This is a genomic window from Curvibacter cyanobacteriorum, assembly GCF_028649475.1.
GTDB lineage: Bacteria > Pseudomonadota > Gammaproteobacteria > Burkholderiales > Burkholderiaceae_C > Curvibacter > Curvibacter cyanobacteriorum.
In genome coordinates this window covers 182,220-202,525 of the sequence record NZ_JAQSIP010000004.1, presented here as the reverse complement: position 1 = coordinate 202,525, position 20,306 = coordinate 182,220, and the positions used below count along the sequence as shown (strand labels likewise).

The following is a 20,306-nucleotide window of genomic DNA, read 5'->3' as shown; positions in this document are numbered from 1 at the left end:
TCAGGCCGTGGATCACTGCCTGCCTCACCACTCAGGCAAACCCACTTGGCGCAGTTGCTGGCGCCGCTGGGCGTGGTCAGGCACCACGCTGGCCACCGTGTCCCAAAAGCGCGGGCTGTGGTCCATCACCCGCAAGTGGGCCAGCTCGTGCACCACCACATAGTCGATGACGGGCAGGCTGAAATGGATCAGGCGCCAATTGAGCCGGATGCTGCCATCGATGCGCGCACTGCCCCAGCGCGTGCCCGCGTTGCTGAGCGCCAGCTTCTTCCACTGCACGCCCAGCTGGGGGGCAAAGTGGTCCAGGCGCTGGGTGAACAAGGCCTTGGCCTCGCGCATCAGCCAGGCCTGCACGGCATCGCGCACCTGGCTTTCAGCCGCCTGCGGCGGCAGGCCCAGCAGCAGGCGCCGGGACACGCCCACGGCCAGCGCCTCGGTCGGCGTCAGGGTTTGCAACTGGCCGCCGGGCGACTGACCGGGGCTCAGCGTGAGGCGCAGGGGCTCCCCCAGGTAGGGCAGCTCCGCGCCATCCGCCCAGCGCACCTGGGCGGCAGCCTGGCGCTGCAGGCGTTCGCGCGATTCACCGAGCTTACGCAGGATCCAGGCGCTCTTGCTTTGCAAGGCCGCATCGACCTCGACCAGCGTGACCCAGCGCGGAGCGCTGACCACCAGCCCGTCGGGCCCCACCACAAAGCCAATGCTGCGTCGCTGGGCGCGCTTGAACAGGTAGGCCACGGTGCTGTCTTGCAAGCGCAAGGTCCGGTTGGCCTGGGGGTGCTGAAACGCCACCGGGGCGACGGCTTCGGCCAACGGCACCGCCGGGCTCGTCGCCACCGGGGCGCGAGGTGGGGACGGTGGCCTGGACGTCGCTGCCCCGGCCCCCAGATCGGGGGTGGGGGCGGCGAACAGGTCATCTTCTGGCGCCGCCGGCATCGATGGCGTTGCGGCGCGGCGGGGCGGCCGAGGCCCTGTCGAGCGGCGAGGTCGCGCCCCCTGGGGCGGGGCCGGCACCGGGGTCGCAGGGGCGCGGTCCCGCTCGAACAGGTCGAGCGTGAACTGCAGCAGGCGGTGCATGGCGAAAACAGGCAGGGTGCCGACCTTCAGGCAGGCTTGGACGGGGTCGCCGGCGAGCTGGCATAGGCCTCGGGGTCGAGGCGGCGCATCTCGGCCTCGATCCACGCTTCGACCTCACGCATCAGCTCATCGGGCTGGCGGCCCACGCTGGGAATGGGCTTGCCAATCGACACCTCGACCACGCCAGGGCGCTTGATGAAGGCCTTGCGCGGCCAGCATTTGGCCGAGGTCACGGCGACCGGGATCACAGGCGCCCCGGTCTCGATGGCCAGGCGCGTGCCGCCGCTCTTGTACTGGCCCTTTTGCCCGCGCGGGATGCGCGTGCCTTCCGGGAACATGATGATCCAGATGCCCTGCGCCAGCAGGCGCTTGCCCTGGGCCACCACCTTGTTGAAGGCCTGGGCACGCTGGCTGCGGTCGATGTGGATCATGTCCAGCCGGCCCATGGCCCAGCCGAAAAACGGCACGTACAGCAGCTCTTTCTTGAACACGTAGGCCAGCGGATGCGGCATCAGCGTGGGCATCAGGAAGGTCTCGAAGGTCGACTGGTGCTTGACCAGCAGGATGGCCGGTGCGGTCTCGCCCACGGGCAGGTTCTCGCGGCCGATCACCTTGACCTGGATGCCCAGGATGACGCGCGCGCCATCGGTGGCCCAGCGCAGCCAGCGCACCGCCATCCACCACAGCGGTTTGCCGCGCCGCCAGATCGAGGCCACCAGCATGATCAGGGCCCAGGGCATGACGGTGACCAGCATCCACAGGGCATGCAAGATGGAACGCAACAAAGACATGGGGACTTTCTCGGAGAGGAAACTCAAACAAACAGGGCGCGCACGGCGGGCCCTCAGGCCTGCTGGGCCTGGCGCTGCGCCTCGCGGGCCAGCAGGTGGTCGGCAAACGCGCCCACATCGGCATGCACCCGGGTGCCCGGGGGGAAGGTGTCGGGCAGTGGCCGGTCGCGCCATTCGGCGCCCAGGCCCGTGAGCACCAGGTGGGGCTCGCACCCGGCCGCGTGTCCGGCCTGCAGGTCGCGCAGGCTGTCACCGGCCATCGGCACGCCATTCAGGCTGATGCCATAGCGTTCACCAATCTGCTCGAACAAGCCCGGCAGCGGCATGCGGCAACGGCATTCCTCGTCGGGCCCGTGGGGGCAGAAGAACACCGCTTCAACCCGCCCACCGGCTGCGGCCAGCAGCTTGTGCATCTTGGCGTGCATGGCATTGACCTGGGCCATGTCGAACAGACCCCGCCCCAGCCCGCCCTGGTTGGACACCACCACGACCTGGAAACCGCCGTGGTTGAGGCGGGCAATGGCCTCCAGCACGCCCGGCAGGGGCAGCCATTCCTCGGGGCTCTTCACGAAGTCGTCACTGCTTTCGTTGATCGTGCCGTCGCGGTCAAGAATGACGAGTTTCATGGGGGGCTCCTGAGGGGGGAAAGGCTTAGCTGGCCAGGCGGGCCAGGTCGGCCACGCGGTTCATGGCCTCGTGCAGGGTCTTGAGCAGGCCCTGGCGGTTCAGGCGCAGGTCCGTCTCTTCGGCGTTCACCATCACGCCGTCAAAGAAGGCGTCGACCGGTGCACGCAGCGCTGCCAGAGCCTGCAGCGAGGCGGTGTAGTCACCGGCCTCGAACTGCTGGTTGGCGCCCGGCACGGTGGCTTGCAGCGCGGCATACAGCGCCTGCTCGGCGGGCTCCTTGAGCAGCACCGGGCTGACGTGGGCGTCCACCTCACCGGCCTTCTTGAGGATGTTGCTGACGCGCTTGTTGGCTGCGGCCAGGGCCGCGGCTTCGGGCAGGGCGGCAAAGGCGCGCACGGCTTCGAGGCGCTGGGCCACGTCGGACAGGCGCTGCGGGCGCAGCGCCAGCACGGCGTCGACCTCCTGGGCGCTGAAGCCTTGCTCGCGCAGGCCACCGGCGAGGCGGTCGTAGATGAAGTCGGCCAGCGCCGGGGTGGCGTCGGTGATCTTGTCGCCGAACGCGGGCACGGCGCTGCTCAACAGGGCCGACAGCGACAGCGGCAGTTGCTGGTCGATCAGCATGCGCACCACGCCCAGCGCGTGGCGGCGCAGGGCAAACGGGTCTTTGTCACCGGTGGGCAGGTTGCCAATGCCGAACATGCCGGTCAGGGTTTCGAGCTTGTCGGCCAGGGCCACCACCAGGCCCACGGTGCCGCGCGGCAGGCTGTCGCCAGCGAAACGGGGCTTGTAGTGGTCCTCAATGGCGTCGGCCACGGCTTCGGGCAGGCCGTCGTTGAGCGCGTAGTAGCGGCCCATGGTGCCTTGCAGCTCGGGGAACTCGCCCACCATGTCGGTCACCAGGTCGGTCTTGGCCAGCTGGGCGGCCAGATCGGCTTGTTCGACCAGGGTGGCGTCGCCCAGCTGGGCGGCGATGGCGCGGGCAATCGTGCGCACGCGCTCGACGCGTTCGCCCTGGGTGCCCAGCTTGTTGTGATAGACCACCTTGCCCAGGCCCTCGACGCGCGAGGCCAGGGTCTTTTTGCGGTCCTGGTCAAAGAAGAACTTGGCATCGGCCAGGCGCGGGCGCACCACGCGCTCGTTGCCACCGATCACCGCACTGGCGTCGTCGGGACGGATGTTGCTGACAACCAGGAACTGGTGGGTCAGCTTGCCGGCCGCGTCGAGCAGGGGGAAGTACTTCTGGTTGGCCTTCATGGTGAGGATCAGGCACTCTTGCGGCACGTCCAGGAACTGGGTCTCGAAGGCGCAGACCAGCACATTGGGACGCTCCACCAGGGCGGTCACCTCGTCGAGCAGGGCGTCGTCTTCGATCGGGCGCACACCGCCACCGATCTGGGCCGCGCGCTCGGCCAGTTGGCGCGCGATCTCGGCGCGGCGCTCGGCAAAGCTGGCGATCACAGCGCCATCGCGGCGCAGGGTGTCGGCGTAGTCATCGGCGTGGGCCAGGGTGACCACGGGCTGGGCGGCCTCAAAGCGGTGGCCCTGGGTGGTGTGGCCTGCGCTCAGCCCCAGCACCTTGACCGGCACCACGCTGCTGCCGTGCAAGGCCACCAGGCCATGAGCGGGACGCACAAAGTGGACGCTGCTCCAGCCCGGCAGCTCGCAGTCGGTTTCGAGCTGGTAGGTCATGACCTTGGGAATCGGCAGCTTGGCCAGCGACTCTTCGAGCGCTTTTTGCAGGCCGGCCTGCAGTGCGGCGCCGGGCACCACGCTGTCATAGAACAGCGCTTCGGCCTTGCCGTCGGGGGCCCGCTTGAGGCCGGCCACGGCGGAGGCATCGGCCCCCAGGGCCGCCAGCTTCTTCAGCAGGGCCGGCGTGGGGTTGCCGGCGGCGTCCAGACCCACGCTCACCGGCATGAGCTTTTGCTGCACGGCCCGGTCCGCGGCTTGGGGCAGGACCTGGGTGATGTGGGCGGCCAGGCGGCGCGGCGAGGCAAAGGGGGTGACCACGCTGTCGGCACCGCTCAGGCCCTGGGCCTTGAGTTGCTCGGCCAGCACGTTGGCGAAGGACTCGCCCAGCTTCTTCAGGGCCTTGGGCGGGAGTTCTTCAACAAACAGTTCAACGAGAAGGTTTTGGTGGCTCATGTCGGGTTCTTTCGCTTCTTCCAGGCGCGCTCAGGCGGCCTTCTTCGTCATCTGTTCGACCCACTCGCGCGGGGCCATGGGGAAGCCCAGGCGTTCGCGGCTCTCGTAGTAGGCCTGGGCCACCGAGCGGGCCAGGTTGCGGATGCGGCCGATGTAGGCGGCGCGCTCGGTCACCGAGATGGCACCACGGGCGTCCAGCAGGTTGAAGGTGTGGGCAGCCTTGAGCACCTGCTCGTAGGCCGGCAGGGCGAGTTGCTGCTCGATCAGGTACTTGGCCTGCTTTTCATGCGCGCTGAAGGCGGTGAACAGGAAGTCGGCGTCACTGTGCTCGAAGTTGTAGGTCGACTGCTCGACCTCGTTTTGGTGGTACACGTCGCCGTAGCTCAGCGTGTCGGTCCACTTGAGGTTGTAGACGTTGTCCACCCCTTGCAGGTACATGGCCAGGCGCTCGAGGCCGTAGGTGATCTCGCCGGTGATGGGTTTGCAGTCAATGCCGCCGACCTGCTGGAAGTAGGTGAACTGGGTCACTTCCATGCCGTTGAGCCAGACTTCCCAGCCCAGGCCCCAGGCGCCGAGCGTGGGGTTTTCCCAGTCGTCTTCGACAAAGCGGATGTCGTTCTTCTTGAGGTCAAAGCCCAGGGCTTCGAGGCTGCCGAGGTACAGCTCCAGGATGTTGCTGGGCGCGGGCTTGAGCACCACCTGGTATTGGTAGTAGTGCTGCAGGCGGTTGGGGTTCTCGCCGTAGCGGCCGTCCTTGGGGCGGCGGCTGGGCTGCACATAGGCGGCCTTCCAGGGCTCCGGGCCCAGGGCGCGCAGGAAAGTGGCGGTGTGCGAGGTGCCTGCCCCGACTTCCATGTCATAGGGCTGCAACAACGCGCAGCCCTGGGCGTCCCAGTAGGACTGCAACTTCAGAATGATTTGCTGAAAGGTCAACATGACGGTGGGCCCTGCGGAAACAGGGCCTGGGCAAAGAGGTGAATGAGGCGCTCGCGCCCGGGACAAGCCAGTCGCGCATGCAAACCCCTGATTTTACGGCCCGGTGGGCTCGCTGGCGCCGCCGCGCACCGGGGCGGGCCCAAAATGAAAAAGGCCGGCCGCTGTTCAGCGGGCCGGCCTGTGGACGCGCCCCGCCCCGGAGCAGGGCGGCGACGGGGTCTCAGGGGATCAATATTCCCAGAAGATGCGCTGCAGCGACTTGGCGTCCTGGGGCTTGGTCAGGGCCACCATGGCCAGGATGCGGGCCTTTTGCGGGCGCAGGTCGTGGGCCACCACCCAGTCGTACTGGTCGTCGGGTTGCTCGGCGTTGCGCAGCACGAAGCCGTCGGGCACGCGGGCGCCACGGATCACTTGCACACCGTTGGCACGCAGGGCGCGCAGGGCGGGCACGGCTTGAGCGGCCACCGAACCGTTGCCGGTGCCGGCGTGGATCAGCGCCTTGACGCCGGCCTTGCCGTAAGCGTCGATGCCGGTGGTGTTCATGTTGCCGTAGCCGTAGACGATGTCGACAGCGGGCAGGCTCTGGATCTCGTCGATGTTGAACTCAGACGCGCTGGTGTGGCGCTTGACCGGGGCACGGAACCAGTAATTGCGGCCTTCGACCACCATGCCCAGCGGGCCCCATTGGCTCTTGAAGGCTTCGGTCTTGATGTTGACGGTCTTGCTGACGTCGCGACCGCTCTGGATCTCGTCGTTCAGGGTGACCAGCACGCCCTTGCCGGCGGCGTCCTGGCTGGCGGCCACGCTGACCGCGTCGTACAGGTTCAGGGCACCGTCAGCCGACAGGGCCGTGCCGGGGCGCATGGAGCCCACCACCACGATCGGCTTGGTGGTGCGCACCACCAGGTTCAGGAAGTAAGCGGTTTCTTCGAGGGTGTCGGTGCCGTGGGTGATCACGATGCCGTTCACGTCGGCTTGCTTGCTCAGGGCCGAAACGCGGCGGGCCAGGGTCAGCAGGTGCTCGTTGGTGAAGCTTTCCGAGGCGATCTGGAACACCTGTTCACCGCTCACGCGGGCCACCTGGCCCAGCTCGGGCAGACCGGCCAGCAGCTTGTCGACCGGCACCTTGGCCGCCGAGTAGGTGGCGCTGTTGGCCGCCGAAGCGCCCGCACCCGCGATGGTGCCACCCGTGGCCAAGACCACCACATGGGGCTTGGCCGCCTGGGCCAGGGCCACGCTGGACAGCGCCGACAGCAAGAGGGCCGCGAGGCCGTTTTTCCATCCGAAACGATTCAACATCTTGAACTTCCTGTAGTTGAGGGGGTGTGAAACCGGCACACACCCCGGATTCACGACTCGGGCACCTGCACGAGGTGCGCCATGCTATGAGGAAGGGCTGAAATCAAGCTGCGAAATATCAACCTGAGGGTGTGAGTTAAATTCACACCCCTCCCCTTCCTGCCCTTGCGCCTGCCATGAACCTGCGTCAACTCGAAGTCTTCCAAGCCGTGCTGCAGACCGGCAACATGAGTGCCGCAGCCCGCTTGCTGTGCATCACCCCGTCGGCGGTCAGCAAGGCGGTGGCGCACACCGAACTGCAACTGGGCTACCGCCTGTTCACCCGCAGCCCCAGCGGTCTGAGCCCCACCCCCGAGGCCCGCCTGCTGGCCATGGAGTCGGCCAGCATCCACCGGCAGCTCGACGGCTTGCGCCGCACCGCGCGCAACCTGGGGCGCAGCGACAGCGGCCTGGTGCGTTTGGCCGCCATCCCGGCCATCACCCACGAGTTCCTGCCCGAGGTGCTGCAACTGCACGCCCAGCGCCACCCGCAGGTGGGCATCGAGGTGCGCACCCTGAACCAGGACCAGATGGCCCAGGCCCTGCTGACGCACAGCGTGGACTTCTGCCTGGGCTACTACCCCCACCCGCACCCGCAGATCAGCAGCGACCTGCTGATCAGCGGTCGCCTGTTCCTGGCCGTGACGCGCGCCCTGTGGGACCGCTGCCCCCCCAGCCCCGAGCCGCGCCCCCACGCCCGGCTGGCGCACATCCCCGTGATCCGGCTGGTCGGTGACGACCCGATGCGCCAGGCCATCGACGAGCTGGCCCAGCGCCTGCAAGCGGCGGCCGGGCCCGGCATCCAGGTGCAGACCTCGCGCCTGGCGCTGGAGCTGGTGCGCCGCGGCATGGGCTGGACGGTGGTGGACTTCCTGACCGCGCGCCACCTGGACCCGGCCACCCTGCTCACGCTGGAGCTGCACGAACTGCCCCCCATGTCGCTGTACAGCTACCACGCCAGCGCCAACCCGCCGGGCCACCAGGCCCAGCGCATGCTGGGCCTGATGCCTGCCCTGTTGCACCAGGCCTTGTCTGTGGAAAACAAGACACGGCAGGCCCCGCTCAACCCGATCTGAGGCCCTAAATCGGCGCCAGGGGCTGGTCGCGGCGCGCTGGGCAGAGCAAAATCCTCACCCAATGGGGCCTCGAATGGCCATCCCAGCGGGCCAGACGGTCCGCAGCAGTCCAATTTCAGAGGGAATGGGTATGAAAACAAACCGGTTTGTCCAAGGTCTGGCCCTGGGCTTGGCCGCACTCTTGAGCGCCTGCGGGGGCAGCACGGGCAGTGGCGATGTGGCCAGTACCACACGCAGCGCCGTCGCCAGCGGGCCCCTGAGCACCAGCGTGGAGTCCTACACCCCGGAGGTGACCAAGGCCGGCGCCGAAGACAAGCACAGCTACACCCTGGGCAGCCAGTCGCCTCAGCCCAGTGCCAAGCTGGTGCTGGCCAGCGCCACGGCCGACATCGCCAAGGTCGCCACCAGCAGCGAACGCAGCCTGACCGACGTGCCGCAAATCGGCATTGGCCGCAAGGTCACCGAGCTGGGCTCGGCCAGCGACTTCAGCCAACGCCTGAAGTGGAGCGCCACCGCCAGCGGCGGCCAGATCACCGCGATCCGGTTTGTCTCGACCGGCGCCGCCGGGGCCCGCCTGCTGCTCGACGTGACGGCCATCCCGCCCAGCGCACAACTGCGCTTCTATGGCCAGGGCGCGACCACGGCCACGCAGATCAGCGGCCTGGAAATCAAGGACACCCTCAGCACCAACGCCATCGAAGCCCCGGGCAGCAGCGCCAGCCGCACCTACGTCGGCCCCTATGTCGAGGGTGAAGAAATCAACCTCGAGATCGAACTGCCGGCCGGCGTGGCCACCAGCAGCCTGCAGATCAACGTGCCGCAGATCTCGCACCTGTTCCAGTCGCCCACCGCGGCCAAGCTGAGCCTGAAGATCAACAACTCGGGCAGCTGCGAAGTCGACGTCGCCTGCCGCTCCGACTGGGCCACCACCGCGAACAGCACGGCCCGCATGGTGTTCTCCGACACCAGCTCCGGCGCCAGCTACCTGTGCACCGGCACGCTGCTGAACGACCGCGCGAACAGCCAGACGCCGTACTTCCTGTCGGCCAACCACTGCATCTCGACCCAGGCCGCGGCCTCGACGCTGCAAACCTTTTGGTTCTACCGCGCCTCGGCCTGCGGCAGCGGCGTGCTCAGCGGGCTGAGCCGCACCGTGGTCGGCGGCGCCTCGCTGCTCTACACCAGCAGCAGCACCGACACCACCCTGCTCAAGCTCAACAACGCCCCGCCCGCTGGCGTGACCTACGCCGGCTGGTCGCCCTCGGTGCCGGCCGTGGGCACCTCGATGGGCGGCGTGCACCACCCCTCGGGTGACCTGCAAAAGGTCAGCCTGGGTCAGGTGGTCGGCTACTCGACCTGCAACCTGACCGCCGGATCGTCCAACGTCAGCTGTGGCAGCAGCAGCGTCGCGAGCAGCTCGCACCTCACCGTGGGCTGGACCAGCGGCGTGACCGAAGGCGGCAGCAGCGGTTCGGGTTTGTTCCAGACCAGCAGCGGCGGCAAGTACCTGGTGGGCGTGCTCACCGGCGGCTCGTCCTACTGCAGCAACCCCACAGGCACCGACGTCTACGGCCGCTTTGACCTGGCCTACCAGGCCGCCATTTACAAGTGGCTGGACAACGTGGCCTCGGTCAGCCGCAGCCCGGTCTACCGCTTCTACAACAGCGTGAGCGACTCGCACTTCTACACCATCACGCAGAGCGAACGCGACGCGATGCTGGCGGCCAACCCGCCCGGCGTGAGCTACGACGGCATCCGCTTCTACGCCTACACCAGCAACCCCTCGGCGCTGGAACCGGTCTATCGCTTCTACAACGCCACACGCAACACCTACTTCTACACCATCAGCCAGACCGAGCGTGACCTGCTGATCCAGCTGAACCCGAGCTGGAGCTACCAAGGCGTGGGCTGGTACGCCAACTCGGCCACGGGCAGCGGCAACACCGCGCTGTACCGCTTCTACAACGCCAACGCGGGTGCGCACTTCTTCACCACCGACACGACCGAACGGGACCTGGTGATCGGCAACCTGCCGCGCTTCCGCTACGAGGGCATCGGCTACTACGCCTGGAACACGCCTTGAAGGTGGGCGCAGCGCAGGGCCGCCGGCGTCAGCCGGGTCTGGCCCGCGCCACAGACCCAAGAACAAAGGGGCCCTGAACGGGCCCCTTGGTCATGGGTGGGGCGCGGGGCCCGACGGCAGCGCGTTCAGCGCCTCTTTGAGCGGCCTCTTTGAGCGGCCTCGTTCAGCGCCGGGCCGAGGGGCGCAACAGGCCCGCCAGGACCAGCCCAGCCAGCGCCCACAGCGGCCACAGGCCCCAGCGCGAGACCCACCAGGCATAGGGCGTGATGCCCCAACCGCCCTGCTCGGCGCTCAGCCCCCGGCCTTGCACCGTGCCTTGCAAGACGCCCCGCGTCACCGGCGGCAATTGCTGCTGGACCTGGCCCCGGTGGTCGATCAGCGCAGTGGCGCCCGTGTTGGTGGCGCGCACCATGGGGCGGGCGAACTCCAGCGCGCGCAAGCGGGAGATGTGCAAATGCTGGTCAATCGCCACGCTGTCGCCAAACCAGCCGATGTTGCTGAAGTTCACCAACACCGTGGGCGCCTGCTCGGGCACCAGGAAGCGGCGCCCCAGTTCTTCGCCAAACAAGTCCTCGTAGCAGATGTTGGGCGCCAGCCGCTGGCCCTGCCAGTCCATGGAGGCCTGACCCAACGCGCCCGCATTGAAGTCGCCCAGGGGGATGTCCATCAGCGCCACAAACCAGTGGAACAACGGCGGGATGAACTCACCAAAAGGCACCAGGTGGTGCTTGTCGTACTGGTACAGCGAGCGTTCACCCGGCTTCAGGCCGACCACCGAGTTGGTGTAGCCCTGGGCCGCGGTGCCCAGCGGAATGCCGAGCAGCGCGGCCTGGGCGGTCGCGCCAGCCCCATCGGCCTGGGCGGCGACGCCATAACGCGCCAGCAAGTCCGCCCAGTAGCCCGCCGGCAGCTGCTGGGGCAGCAGGGGCAAGGCCGTCTCAGGGGCCACCACCAGCGCGCTGTCATGGGCCATCAGCTGGTCGCCGTACCACTTGAGGGCCATGGGCACGCCGCTGCCGGCCTGGAATTTTTCGTCCTGGGGGATGTTGCCCTGCAGCAGCCGCACTGCCAGCGGGGCCGACGAGGCCGACCATTCAGGCGCCGGCACCAGGGCCAGCGCAGCCCAGACCAGCCCCCCCACCAGACAGCCGCCCCAGGGGGCCAGCCGCCCTTGGCGCGTCTTCCTGCGAGCGCCCAGCAGGCTGACGGCCTCGGCCAGGCCCGCCGCGGCCCAGGCCACCAGCGCTCCCACGCCATACACCCCCACCCAGGGGGCCAGCCAGCGCGCCAGACCATCCACCTGGGCATAGCCGCCAGCCCCCCACGGAAAACCGGTGAACATCTGGCCCCGCAGCAGCTCGGCCAAGGTCCACAGGGTGGCGAACAGCAGGCTGCGCGACCAGGCCCCGCGCAGGCGCTCGCGCCAGCGCACGTACAGCGCCGCCGCCGCCGCGTAATAGACCCCGAGGAAGGCGGCCAGCCCCAGCACCGCCAGAACGGCGAGCGGCGCGGGCAGACCGCCGTAGGTGTGCATGGAAATGAACAGCCACCAGAAGGTGCCTGCGAGCCAGCTCAGCGCGAAGCTGGCCCCCAGCCACAGACCCTGGCGGGGCCGTTGAACGCCTGCCAACAAGCCCGCCAGCCACGCCAGGGACAGCAGTTGCAGGGTGCCCGAGGGGCTGCCGCCCGCCGGCCAGGCCAGCGAAAAAGCCTGCATCAGGCCCGCGGGCACCGCCCAGCAGACGCGCCAGAGCAGGCCGCGCCCTGGCCGCACGGGAGCGTGTAGCGCAGCGCCGGCGCTCATGCGCCGTCGGCGCCGTCCACCACGGGAGAGACCTTGAACCAGCGCACGGCCCCCCCTTTGGTGTGCAGCACGGCAAAGCGCAGACCGGCCAGCACATGGGCTTCACCACGGCGGGGCACATGGCCCATCTCGTGCGCGATCAAGCCGCCAATGGTGTCGAAATCGTCCTCGGGGTCGGAGCTGGTGATGCTGACCCCAAACGCCTCGGCCACCCGCTCGATGGGGGTGTCGCCGCTGACGCGGTAGGTGTGGTCGGCCAGGCCGAAGATGTCGCCCTCGTCCTCGGCGACATCGAATTCGTCCTCGATCTCGCCGACGATCTCTTCGAGCACGTCCTCGATGGTGATCAGCCCGGCCACCCGGCCGAACTCGTCGATCACGATGGCCTGGTGGTTGCGGTTGCCGCGGAACTCGCGCAGCAGGTCGTTCAACCCCTTGCTCTCGGGCACAAACACCGCGGGGCGCAGCAGCGCGCGGATGTTGAGCTCGGGGGCCCGCTGCAGCTTGAGCAGGTCTTTGGCCAGCAGGATGCCAATGATGTTTTCACGCTCGCCGCTGTAGACCGGAAAACGCGAGTGCGCGGTCTCGATGACCAGGTTCAACAGCTCGTCGTAGGGCGCGTCGATGTTGATCAGGTCCATGCGCGGGGCGGCGACCATGACGTCGCCGGCGGTCATGTCCGCCATGCGGATCACGCCTTCGAGCATGACACGCGACTCGGCGCCGATGACGTCGTTGTCTTCGGCTTCAGAGAGGGTTTCCAGCAACTCGTCGCGGGAGTCGGGGCCCGGCCGAATGAACTCGGCTACTTTTTGCAGAAAGCTGCGCTTGTCTTCTTTCTCAGAAGGTCGCGCGGGGTGGGGGTCGGACACAGCCTGGGGCGCAAAACGTGCGGTAGTGGAGAGGGCTCAAGGATAGCGGATTGATGTGACAGGCGGCAGCCACCCGGCGCCGCCCCGCGTCACTGGGCCGACTGATGGCGGCCGGCACGCACGCCGCTGCGGATCTCCTGCAGGCTGGCCAGGGTGTCCCAGAACTGCTTGGCCTGCACCTTGAGGCGGTAGTCGATCTCGGCGTATTGCTGCTCAAACAGCTCGGCCATCTGGGTGTCCAAGTTGGGCGGCGGCAGCTTGAGGTAGGCCTCGGACTCCGAACCGTCGCGCTCCACGGTGGCCCCGGCGTTGCGGGCGATCTTGAGCATCGCGGTGTTCTCGCTCAAGGCGTGGATGAACATCAGGCTCACGCCATCGTTGCGGGCGTGCATGACCGCGCGGTCGAACAGGCGGGCCCCGTAGCCCCGGCCACGCGCCTGCTTGAGCACCGACACGCCGAACTCGGCGCAGCTGTCGAGCTTGGGGTCACTGGAGAACGCCAGGTGCGCCATGGCGATCAGCTCAAGGCGGCGGTTGTAGATGCCAAAGATCTCGTCGCGCTCGAAGTCCAGTTGGTCCACATAGCGCTGCACCTGCTCGTCACTGGCGGCGTAGCCAAAGCGCAGGTAGCGGTCGTGCGGCTCCAGCGCCATCAGGTGGGCGGCAATGCGCGATCGGTAACCCGGGCCCAAGGAACGGATGGGCACCATCACCGGCGCGGGGGCACGGGCATGGGCCGAGCGCGTGATGGCCCGCGGTCGGAACCATTCACGACCCGCCTGCCAAGATGCTTTGAACCAGATGGAGGGAGCTAACATGGCCCGAACTATAAGGGTTTTCACCTAGATTGCAAATTCGATCTGCACAAACCCCTGACTTGTACCGAGAAATGCGTGCCCCATCCCCTGCCCCGGGATGCCCGGGGCACCTCATGGTCAGAGCGGTACGGCGGTGGTCGCCTTGACGCGGTCCAGCACAAAGCTGGTCTTGCAGTCCTGCACGCTGGGGTGCTTGAGCAAGGTGTCCATGATGAAGCGGCTGTAATGGGCCATGTCGGCGACCACCACGCGCAGCAGGTAATCCATCTCACCGGTCAGGGAGGCGCACTCCACCACCTCGGGCCAGGTCTGCACGCTGGCGCGGAACACGTCCATGGGGTTGCGCTTGTGGCTCTCGGTGAGTTTTTCCAGCCGCACATTGAGGTAGGCCGTCAGCCCCAGGCCCACCGATTCGGGCTTGACCAGGGCCACATAGCGGTCGATGACGCCCGACTCTTCGAGGCGCTTGACGCGGCGCAGCACCGCGCTGGGTGACAGGCCCACGGTGTCGGCGATCTGGTCGTAGGTGGCCCGGCCATCCTGCTGAAGGCTGCGCAATATTTGCTTATCTAGCTTGTCGAGTGCTTCCATGGCTTTGATTTTGCATTTTTCCTGCAAACTGATCCAGATCAACGCCACAGAATGCAGAAAAAATGCTGGGGCGGCGCCCTACAGTCGAATCACCAACCTGCCCACCGGAGACAAGACCATGAATGCCGCCCTGCCGACCGCCGCCGTCGCCCCCTTCACGCCCTGGGACAACCCCATGGGCACCGATGGCTTTGAGTTCATCGAATTCGCTGCACCCGACCCCGTGGCCATGGGCCTGGTGTTCGAGCGCATGGGCTTTCGCCCCGTGGCCCGCCACCGCCACAAGCAAGTGACCCTGTACCGCCAGGGCGAGATCAACTTCATCATCAACGCCGAGCCCGACTCGTTCGCCCAGCGCTTTGCCCGCCTGCACGGCCCCAGCGTGTGCGCGATCGCCTTCCGCGTGCAAGACGCCAAGGCCGCCTACGAGCGCGCCATCGGCCTCGGCGCCTGGGGCTATGCCGGCACCGCCGGCCCGGGCGAACTGAACATCCCGGCCATCAAGGGCATCGGCGACAGCGTGATCTACCTGGTGGACCGCTGGCGCGGCAAGAACGGCGGGGCCCCGGGCGCCATCGGCAACATCGGCTTCTTTGACGTCGATTTCGAGCCCCTGCCGGGCCTGAGCACCGAGGAAGCCCTGGCCCCGCGCGGCGTCGGTCTGACCTACATCGACCACCTGACGCACAACGTGCACCGCGGCCGCATGAACGAGTGGGCCGACTTCTATGAGCGCCTGTTCAACTTCCGCGAGGTCAAGTACTTCGACATCGAAGGCCAGGTGACCGGCGTCAAGAGCAAGGCCATGACCAGCCCCTGCGGCAAGATCCGCATCCCGATCAACGAGGAAGGCAAGGAAAAGGCCGGCCAGATCCAGGAGTACCTGGACATGTACCGCGGCGAAGGCATCCAGCACATCGCCATGGGCTCGGACAACCTGTACGCCACCGTGGACGGTCTGCGCGCCAACCAGGTGCGCCTGCTCGACACCATCGACACCTACTACGAGTTGGTGGACAAGCGCATCCCGGGCCACGGCGAAGACCTGGCCGCGCTGCACGAGCGCAAGATCCTGATCGACGGCAAGAAAGACGCCCTGCTGCTGCAGATCTTCAGCGAAAACCAGCTCGGCCCGATCTTCTTCGAGTTCATCCAGCGCAAGGGCGACGACGGCTTTGGCAACGGCAACTTCAAGGCCTTGTTCGAGTCGATCGAGCTCGACCAGATGCGCCGCGGCGTGCTGTAAGCCCCAGCCGGACACCGCCCCCCAGAAAGGGCGGGCCGGCACCACCCCCGCCCCAGCCGACCCGGCTCGCCGCGGGGGTTTCAACCCTTCAGGAGACAAGCCATGGCCATCGAACCCGTGGTGTACGGCGCCAGTGACCGCCCCCCGCGCGGCGACTACTCGCGCGCCGGCGCCGACTACACCTGCACCCAGGACTACGCGGCCTACACGGCCCAGGACCACGACACCTACGCCCGGCTGTTCCGCCGCCAGGCCGCCCTGCTGCCCGGGCTGGCCTGCGACGAGTTCATCGCCGCCCTGCCCTCGCTGGGCCAGCACCCCGACGAGGTGGACCGCATCCCACGCTTTGACGAGGTCAACGAGCGCCTGATGCGTGCCACCGGCTGGCAGCTGGTCACGGTGCCGGGCCTGATCCCGGAAGTGCCTTTTTTCACCCTGCTGTCACAGCGCCGCTTTCCCGTCACCGACTGGATCCGCAGCCCGGCCGAGTTCGACTACATCGTCGAGCCCGATGTGTTCCACGACCTGTTCGGCCACGTGCCGCTGCTGTTCAACCCGGTGTTTGCCGACTACGTGCAGCGCTACGGCCAAGGCGGGCTCAAGGCCCATGCGCTGGGCGCCTGCGAGCAGCTGAGCCGGCTCTACTGGTACACCATCGAGTTCGGCCTGATCCGCCAGCACGGCGGCCTGCGCGCCTATGGCGCGGGCATCCTGAGCTCGAGCGGTGAACTGCGCCATGCGGTGCAAAGCCCCGAACCGCAGCGCCTGCCGCTGCAGCTCGAGCGCACCATGCGCACGCGCTACAAGATCGACACCTACCAGGCGACCTACTTCGAGATCGACAGCTTTCAGCAGCTGTTCGACCTCACCGAAGGCGACTTCACGCCGCTGTACGAGCGCCTGCGCGGCTGGCCTGAGTTGGCGGCCGACGAGGTCGAAACCGCACCGCCGTCCCCCGCCCCGGTCAGCGCTCCCGCCCTGGCGGCCTGAGCCTCAAGCCTCGGCGCGCGAGGTTGGCGCCGGCGCCTCGTCCGTGGCGGCGATCCAGCCCATCACTTCGGCGCGCAGCCGATCGTCGCAGGCCAGCGCCACATGGCCCAAGCCCCGCACCAGCACGTTGCGCGCCCCCGCCAGCGTCGCGGTGCCCGCCGGGAACACCACGTTGTCGGTGTTCGAGTGAACGCAGGTGAAGCGTGCCGCGCGCTCGGCGGGTTCGCCTTGCGCCAGCGCACGCAGCCAGTCACTGCCCAGGCGCATCTGGCGCACATTGGCGGTGTGGGCCCAGCGCGCCAGCCAGGTGCCGTGGTGTGGGGTGCCCAGCGTGATGGCGTGGTGCACTGCGTCGGGCAGCCCGCGCGCGCTGTGCGCCCGCCACCAGGCGCGCAACACCAGGCCGCCCATGCTGTGGGCCAGCACCACCGGCGCCCGACCTGTGGCCTCGGTCAGCGTCCGCACGGCCGCGCCCACGGCGTCGGCCTGGGCGTCGATGCTGGCAAACGGAGGCTCCAGGGTCAGGGCCATGAAGGGGCGCCCCTCGGCCCGGAAAGCCTGCAGCCAGGGGGTCCAAAAGCCCCGGTTGCAGACATAGCCATGCAACAGCAGCACCGGCCGCAGGCCCGGGTGGCGGCCTGGCGCCACCTGGTCGGGCACGGCCCCGGCGGCAAAGGGTTGCCAGTGGCCAAACACGCGGGTCGCGGCCACGGCTTCGCCCCACCAGGCCTGCAGCAGCACCAGCGCCCCCGCGCGCGGCACCGGCTCGCGGCGGTTGTGCCAGGCGGCCAGCAGGAACTCCAGCCCCAGCACGCCGGCATTGAGAGCGAGCACCGCCCAGGCCACGCCCACGGCCAGCGCGGGCGAGCGCGACCACAGGCCCCACAGGGCCAGGGCAGCGAGCCCCCAGATCACGGCCAGCAGGCCCCGTTGCAGTTGGGCAATCATCGACCCCTCCTTGGCCACACGAGGCTGCATGATGGCATGACTCAGGCGGCGCCGCCGCCCCGCGCGCTGCATCCCCGAGCGCGGCCGATTCTGTCGCCTGAGAGACCCCGGAGCCCTTCAACCTAGGACAAGCCCGATGAAGGGATTTGCTGCGCTGCATCCAGAATCGCGCGATAAGGAGACCGACATGGACCGCATCTGGTTAAAGCACTACCCCGACACCGTACCCGCCGAGATCGACCCCGAGCAATATGGCTCGCTGACGCAATTGCTGGAGGAGTCCTTCCGCCGATTCGCCGACAAGCCGTTTTCGGTCTGCATGGACGTGTGGATGAGCTATGGCGAGCTCGATGCCCTGTCCACCGCCCTGGGGGCGTGGCTGCAGTCGCGCGGTCTCGAGCCCGGCGCCCGTGTGGCCATCATGCTGCCCAACATCCCGCAGTTCGCCGTCACCATGGCGGCCGTGCTGCGCGCGGGCTACACCTGCGTGAACGTCAACCCGCTCTACACCGCGCGTGAACTCGAGCACCAACTCAAGGACTCGGGCGCCAGCGCCATCGTGATCCTCGAGAACTTCGCCCACACCCTGCAGGCGGTGATCGACAAAACCGAGGTCAAGGAGGTGGTGCTCACCTCGATGGGCGACCTGCTCGGCGGCCTCAAAGGCGCCTGGGTCACCTTCGCCGTGCGCCACCTGGTCAAGATGGTGCCGGCCTACCAACTGCCGCAGAACGACCGCTGCAGCGTCACCCCGTTCAGCAAGGCCTTGGCCCAAGGCCGCGGCCGCTCGCTGCGCGCCGCCAACAACACGCTGGACTCGATCGCCTTCCTGCAGTACACCGGCGGCACCACCGGCCTGTCCAAGGGCGCCGTGCTGACCCACCGCAACATCGTGGCCGCCACCTTGCAGGCCGACGCCTGGTTCCGCCCGGCGCTGGCGCGCGTGGGCGACCCCACCAAGATCAACAGCATCGCCGCGCTGCCGCTGTACCACATCTTCGCGCTGACCCTGTGCATGCTGGCCATCCGCCAGGGCTCGCACATGACGCTGATCCCCAACCCGCGCGACATCGGCAAGTTCATCCAGGTGCTCAAGAAGCGCACCTTCCACATGCTGCCGGCGGTCAACACGCTGTTCAACGCCCTGCTGCAGCACCCCGAGTTCAAAACGCTGGATTTCTCGCACCTGTGCGTGTCCCAGGCGGGCGGCATGGCCGCGGCCGAGGGCACGGCCCGGGCCTGGCAAGAGGCCACCGGCTCGGCCATGGTCGAAGGCTGGGGCATGAGCGAGACCTGCGCGATCGGCACCAACAACCCGGTGACCAGCACCAGCTTCTCGGGCACCATCGGCCTGCCGCTGCCCAGCATCGACATCGCCATCAAGGACGACGCAGGCCAGACCGTGCCGCAAGGCCAGTCGGGCGAGATCTGCATCAAGGGCCCGAACGTGATGACCGGCTACTACCAGCAGCCCGCCGAGAACGCCAAGGCCTTCACCGCCGATGGCTTCATGCGCACCGGCGACATCGGCGTGATGGACGAAAAGGGCTACACCCGCATCATCGACCGCAAGAAGGACATGATCCTGGTCAGCGGCTTCAACGTCTTCCCCAACGAGCTGGAGCAAGTGATCTCGCTGTGCCCGGGCGTGCTGGAATGCGCCGCCGTCGGGGTGCCCGACGCCAAGCAGGGCGAGGCCATCAAGATCTTCATCGTGCGCAAAGACCCGGCCCTGACCGAGGACGACGTGCTGCGCTACTGCCGCGACAACCTGACCGGCTACAAGCAGCCCAAGTTCATCGAGTTCCGCACCGACCTGCCCAAGACCAATGTGGGCAAGATCCTGCGCCGTGAACTGCGCAGCAGCGCGGCGGCCCACTGAGGCCCCGAGCCCGAACGAGCGCCCATGTCGGCCTCCACCGAACGGCCTGCCCTGCCCGACGGCGTCACCGTCTTCGAGCGCGGCTGGCTGTCAGCCAACAACATCCTGCTGCGCGGGCCCGACGGCAGCGCCCTGATCGACAGCGGCTACGCCAGCCACAGCGCCCAAACCCTGGCCCTGGTGGGCCAGGCGCTGGGTGGGCAACCGCTGGACCAGTTGTTCAACACCCACCTGCACAGCGACCACTGTGGTGGCAATGCCGCGCTGCAGGCGGCCTACCCGCGCTTGCACACGGCCATCCCGCCAGGCGAGGCCGAGCTGGTGCGGCACTGGGACGAAGACCGGCTCAGCTACCAGGCCACCGGTCAACACTGCCCCCGCTTTCATTTCAACGCCGTGTTGCAGCCCGGGCAGACGCTGCGCCTGGGGGCGGCCGACTGGCAGGTGCACGCCGCCCCGGGTCATGACCCGCATTCGGTGGTGTTTTTCGAGCCCGCCACGCGCACCCTGATCTCGGCCGACGCGCTGTGGCAGACCGGCTTTGGCGTGGTGTTCCCTGAACTGGAGGGCGAGTCGGCCTTCGACGCCGTGGGGGCCACGCTGGACCTGATCGAGTCGCTGGCGCCACGCACCGTGATCCCGGGCCATGGGGCGGTGTTCCACGACGCCCCGGCCGCGCTCGAGGTCGCACGTCGGCGCCTTGACGGCTTTCAGCGCCAGCCCGACAAGCACCAGCAGTACGCGACCAAGGTGCTGCTCAAGTTCAAGCTGCTCGAGTGGCAGCAGATCGACCTGCCCGACCTCGCCCGGTGGATGCAGCGCACCCCCTACATGGTGACGGCGGCGCAGCGCCAGGGCCAGGCCCCTGACGGCGCCTGGCTGCGCGACCTGGTGGGCCAGTTGCTGGCCTCCGGGGCCGCGCGGCTGGACGGTGAGCGCCTGCTCAACCTCTGAGGCGGGCCTGCCCGGCGTGCACCAGGACACGCCGGCGGTCGGCCGGGGCCCGGCGCTGCGCAGGCCCGTTCACCCGGCCCCTCGCGCACCGGAGCACCCAAGGGACGCCCCACGCCAGCCGCAGCCGGCCG

Annotated in this window: 17 protein-coding genes; 6 read left to right on the top strand and 11 right to left on the bottom strand. The window is 68.1% G+C overall.

Annotation, left to right across the window (positions count from 1 at the left end; genetic code table 11):
• Positions 1-24: 24 nt before the first annotated feature.
• The 6 genes from PSQ40_RS10470 to PSQ40_RS10445 all read right to left on the bottom strand — a co-directional run bounded on the left by PSQ40_RS10470 (position 25) and on the right by PSQ40_RS10445 (position 6,872).
• Complete coding sequence (locus PSQ40_RS10470) at positions 25-834, bottom strand: M48 family metallopeptidase (RefSeq protein WP_409338580.1); 810 nt, start codon at positions 832-834, stop codon at positions 25-27.
• A gap of 266 nt (positions 835-1,100) precedes the next feature.
• Positions 1,101-1,865 (bottom strand): lysophospholipid acyltransferase family protein, encoded by a 765-nt coding sequence (locus PSQ40_RS10465; RefSeq protein ID WP_273951356.1) that lies wholly within the window; start codon positions 1,863-1,865, stop codon positions 1,101-1,103.
• Positions 1,866-1,918: 53 nt separating this feature from the next.
• The gene (gene gmhB, locus PSQ40_RS10460) at positions 1,919-2,491 is read right to left on the bottom strand and encodes a D-glycero-beta-D-manno-heptose 1,7-bisphosphate 7-phosphatase (protein WP_273951355.1); all 573 of its coding nucleotides are present in this window, start codon (positions 2,489-2,491) and stop codon (positions 1,919-1,921) included.
• Between the two features lie 25 nt (positions 2,492-2,516).
• Complete coding sequence (gene glyS / locus PSQ40_RS10455; RefSeq protein ID WP_273951354.1) at positions 2,517-4,637, bottom strand: glycine--tRNA ligase subunit beta; 2,121 nt, start codon at positions 4,635-4,637, stop codon at positions 2,517-2,519.
• A gap of 30 nt (positions 4,638-4,667) precedes the next feature.
• The gene (gene glyQ / locus PSQ40_RS10450) at positions 4,668-5,573 is read right to left on the bottom strand and encodes a glycine--tRNA ligase subunit alpha (protein WP_273951352.1); all 906 of its coding nucleotides are present in this window, start codon (positions 5,571-5,573) and stop codon (positions 4,668-4,670) included.
• Between the two features lie 228 nt (positions 5,574-5,801).
• Positions 5,802-6,872, bottom strand: a complete 1,071-nt coding sequence (locus PSQ40_RS10445) for a type II asparaginase (RefSeq protein WP_273951351.1) — start codon at positions 6,870-6,872, stop codon at positions 5,802-5,804.
• A 176-nt stretch (positions 6,873-7,048) separates the two neighbouring features.
• On the opposite strand from PSQ40_RS10445, the gene PSQ40_RS10440 reads away from it, so the two are divergent.
• Entirely contained in the window at positions 7,049-7,987 is a 939-nt protein-coding gene (locus tag PSQ40_RS10440; protein ID WP_273951350.1) for a LysR family transcriptional regulator, read from the top strand.
• A 130-nt stretch (positions 7,988-8,117) separates the two neighbouring features.
• Positions 8,118-10,070 (top strand): serine protease, encoded by a 1,953-nt coding sequence (locus PSQ40_RS10435; protein ID WP_273951349.1) that lies wholly within the window; start codon positions 8,118-8,120, stop codon positions 10,068-10,070.
• A 163-nt stretch (positions 10,071-10,233) separates the two neighbouring features.
• Here PSQ40_RS10435 and lnt read toward each other — a convergent pair whose 3' ends face one another.
• The 4 genes from lnt to PSQ40_RS10415 all read right to left on the bottom strand — a co-directional run bounded on the left by lnt (position 10,234) and on the right by PSQ40_RS10415 (position 14,155).
• On the bottom strand, positions 10,234-11,874 hold the full coding sequence (lnt, locus tag PSQ40_RS10430) for an apolipoprotein N-acyltransferase (RefSeq protein ID WP_409338579.1): 1,641 nt from the start codon (positions 11,872-11,874) through the stop codon (positions 10,234-10,236).
• Complete coding sequence (locus PSQ40_RS10425) at positions 11,871-12,746, bottom strand: HlyC/CorC family transporter (RefSeq protein ID WP_273951348.1); 876 nt, start codon at positions 12,744-12,746, stop codon at positions 11,871-11,873. The genes lnt and PSQ40_RS10425 overlap by 4 nt, the downstream gene beginning before the upstream one ends.
• An 89-nt stretch (positions 12,747-12,835) precedes the next feature.
• Positions 12,836-13,564 carry a GNAT family N-acetyltransferase gene (locus PSQ40_RS10420; protein ID WP_273951346.1) on the bottom strand — a complete coding sequence of 243 codons (729 nt, stop codon included), beginning with the start codon at positions 13,562-13,564 and terminating at the stop codon, positions 12,836-12,838.
• A gap of 117 nt (positions 13,565-13,681) precedes the next feature.
• Positions 13,682-14,155, bottom strand: a complete 474-nt coding sequence (locus PSQ40_RS10415; RefSeq protein ID WP_273951344.1) for an Lrp/AsnC family transcriptional regulator — start codon at positions 14,153-14,155, stop codon at positions 13,682-13,684.
• Between the two features lie 118 nt (positions 14,156-14,273).
• Here PSQ40_RS10415 and hppD point away from each other — a divergent pair, with 118 nt between their 5' ends.
• Both hppD and phhA read left to right on the top strand, forming a co-directional pair.
• Positions 14,274-15,401: a 4-hydroxyphenylpyruvate dioxygenase gene (hppD, locus tag PSQ40_RS10410; RefSeq protein ID WP_273951343.1), complete on the top strand. Its 1,128-nt coding sequence runs from the start codon at positions 14,274-14,276 to the stop codon at positions 15,399-15,401.
• Between the two features lie 102 nt (positions 15,402-15,503).
• Positions 15,504-16,391 (top strand): phenylalanine 4-monooxygenase, encoded by an 888-nt coding sequence (gene phhA, locus PSQ40_RS10405; protein WP_273951342.1) that lies wholly within the window; start codon positions 15,504-15,506, stop codon positions 16,389-16,391.
• A 3-nt stretch (positions 16,392-16,394) separates the two neighbouring features.
• Here the strand turns inward: phhA and PSQ40_RS10400 are convergent, their stop codons facing one another.
• Complete coding sequence (locus PSQ40_RS10400) at positions 16,395-17,369, bottom strand: esterase/lipase family protein (RefSeq protein WP_273951341.1); 975 nt, start codon at positions 17,367-17,369, stop codon at positions 16,395-16,397.
• Positions 17,370-17,526: 157 nt separating this feature from the next.
• On the opposite strand from PSQ40_RS10400, the gene PSQ40_RS10395 reads away from it, so the two are divergent.
• Together PSQ40_RS10395 and PSQ40_RS10390 are read left to right on the top strand one after the other, a co-directional pair.
• Positions 17,527-19,221, top strand: coding sequence for an AMP-binding protein (locus tag PSQ40_RS10395; RefSeq protein ID WP_273951736.1), 1,695 nt, complete (start codon positions 17,527-17,529; stop codon positions 19,219-19,221).
• 24 nt (positions 19,222-19,245) lie between these two features.
• Complete coding sequence (locus PSQ40_RS10390) at positions 19,246-20,175, top strand: MBL fold metallo-hydrolase (RefSeq protein ID WP_273951340.1); 930 nt, start codon at positions 19,246-19,248, stop codon at positions 20,173-20,175.
• Positions 20,176-20,306 lie beyond the last annotated feature (131 nt).

What these genes read in the sequence shown, in the direction of transcription:
- PSQ40_RS10465 (WP_273951356.1), bottom strand. Translation starts at nt 1,865, where the DNA reads ATGTCTTTGTTGCGTTCCATCTTGCATGCCCTGTGGATGCTGGTCACC.
- gmhB (WP_273951355.1), bottom strand. Translation starts at nt 2,491, where the DNA reads ATGAAACTCGTCATTCTTGACCGCGACGGCACGATCAACGAAAGCAGT.
- glyS (WP_273951354.1), bottom strand. Translation starts at nt 4,637, where the DNA reads ATGAGCCACCAAAACCTTCTCGTTGAACTGTTTGTTGAAGAACTCCCG.
- glyQ (WP_273951352.1), bottom strand. Translation starts at nt 5,573, where the DNA reads ATGTTGACCTTTCAGCAAATCATTCTGAAGTTGCAGTCCTACTGGGAC.
- PSQ40_RS10445 (WP_273951351.1), bottom strand. Translation starts at nt 6,872, where the DNA reads ATGTTGAATCGTTTCGGATGGAAAAACGGCCTCGCGGCCCTCTTGCTG.
- PSQ40_RS10440 (WP_273951350.1), top strand. Translation starts at nt 7,049, where the DNA reads ATGAACCTGCGTCAACTCGAAGTCTTCCAAGCCGTGCTGCAGACCGGC.
- PSQ40_RS10435 (WP_273951349.1), top strand. Translation starts at nt 8,118, where the DNA reads ATGAAAACAAACCGGTTTGTCCAAGGTCTGGCCCTGGGCTTGGCCGCA.
- lnt (WP_409338579.1), bottom strand. Translation starts at nt 11,874, where the DNA reads ATGAGCGCCGGCGCTGCGCTACACGCTCCCGTGCGGCCAGGGCGCGGC.
- PSQ40_RS10420 (WP_273951346.1), bottom strand. Translation starts at nt 13,564, where the DNA reads ATGTTAGCTCCCTCCATCTGGTTCAAAGCATCTTGGCAGGCGGGTCGT.
- PSQ40_RS10415 (WP_273951344.1), bottom strand. Translation starts at nt 14,155, where the DNA reads ATGGAAGCACTCGACAAGCTAGATAAGCAAATATTGCGCAGCCTTCAG.
- hppD (WP_273951343.1), top strand. Translation starts at nt 14,274, where the DNA reads ATGAATGCCGCCCTGCCGACCGCCGCCGTCGCCCCCTTCACGCCCTGG.
- phhA (WP_273951342.1), top strand. Translation starts at nt 15,504, where the DNA reads ATGGCCATCGAACCCGTGGTGTACGGCGCCAGTGACCGCCCCCCGCGC.
- PSQ40_RS10400 (WP_273951341.1), bottom strand. Translation starts at nt 17,369, where the DNA reads ATGCAGCCTCGTGTGGCCAAGGAGGGGTCGATGATTGCCCAACTGCAA.
- PSQ40_RS10395 (WP_273951736.1), top strand. Translation starts at nt 17,527, where the DNA reads ATGGACCGCATCTGGTTAAAGCACTACCCCGACACCGTACCCGCCGAG.
- PSQ40_RS10390 (WP_273951340.1), top strand. Translation starts at nt 19,246, where the DNA reads ATGTCGGCCTCCACCGAACGGCCTGCCCTGCCCGACGGCGTCACCGTC.